1 protein-coding gene is annotated in these 1,375 nt (G+C 64.4%); it reads right to left on the bottom strand.

From position 1 onward, the window contains the following. On the bottom strand, positions 1-1,375 hold a 1,375-nt coding region (locus AC1Q6Y_RS27160; RefSeq protein WP_492625544.1), incomplete at both ends, for a VCBS domain-containing protein.

Here is a 1,375-nt window from a genome sequence, read left to right as displayed (position 1 = left end):
CCATTGGCGCCATTGGCCAGGGTGTAGGTCCACTGGCCGCTGTTGTTCACGGCGATCGAGCCGTAGGCGCCGGTATTTGACCCGGCAATACTCCAAGTGGCGGTGGCATCGTGATCGATGTCGGCCGAGCTGAACTGGCCACTCACGCTGAGCGTGCTGTCCTCCTGCACCGCACCGGCATCATGGCCGGTCGCAAAACTGAGCACCGGCGCGTCGTTGCTGCCGGTAATGGTGACGGTCACCAGCTGGGTGTCGACGCCACCGAGGCCATCGCTGACCTGCACGCTGAACACTTCGTTGTGACTCTCGCCCACCTTCAGTGACTGCACCGCACTGGCGACACCATCGGTGCCGTTGGCCAGGGTGTAGGTCCACTGGCCGGAGTTGTCCACGGCAATCGAGCCGTAAGTGCCGGCTGGCGAGCCATTGATGCTCCAGGTCGCCGTGGCATCGTGGTCGATGTCGGCCGAACTGAACTGGCCGCTGACGCTGAGGATGCTGTCTTCCTGTACCGCGCCCGCATCATGGCCGGTCGCGAAACTGAGCACTGGCGCATCGTTGTTGCCGGTGACGGTGACGGTCACCAGTTGGGTGTCGACGCCGCCCAGGCCGTCGCTGACTTGCACGCTGAACACTTCGTTGTGACTCTCGCCCGCCTTCAGCGACTGCACCGCACTGGCGACACCATTGGTGCCGTTGGCCAGGGTGTAGGTCCACTGGCCGCTGTTGTCCACGGCGATCGAGCCAAAGGTGCCGGTGTTTGACCCGGCAATACTCCAAGTGGCGGTGGCATCGTGGTCGATGTCGACCGAGCTGAACTGGCCGCTGACGCTGAGGGTGGAGTCTTCCTGCACCGCGCCCGAATCATGGCCAGTCGCGAAGCTGAGCACTGGCGCGTCGTTGTTGCCGGTGACGGTGACGGTCACCAACTGGGTGTCGACGCCGCCGAGGCTATCGCTGACTTGCACGCTGAACACTTCGTTGTGACTCTCGCCCGCCTTCAGTGACTGCACCGCACTGGCGACACCATTGGTGCCATTGGCCAGGGTGTAGGTCCACTGGCCATTGTTGTCCACGGCGATCGAGCCGTAGGCGCCGGCTGGCGAGCCATCGATGCTCCAGGTCGCCGTGGCATCGTGGTCGATGTCGGTCGAACTGAACTGGCCGCTGACGCTGAGCGTGGTGTCTTCCTGCACCGCGCCGGCATCATGGCCGGTCGCGAAGCTGAGCACCGGCGCGTCGTTGCTGCCGGTGACGGTGACGGTCACCAGCTGGGTGTCCACGCCGCCCAGGCCGTCGCTGACTTGCACCGTAAACACGTCATCATGACTCTCGCCCGCCTTCAGCGACTGCACCGCACTGGCGACACCATTGG

Source organism: Pseudomonas sp. GW823-FHT06E10 (assembly GCF_058794995.1).
This window is presented reverse-complemented; position numbering and strand designations above follow the sequence as displayed.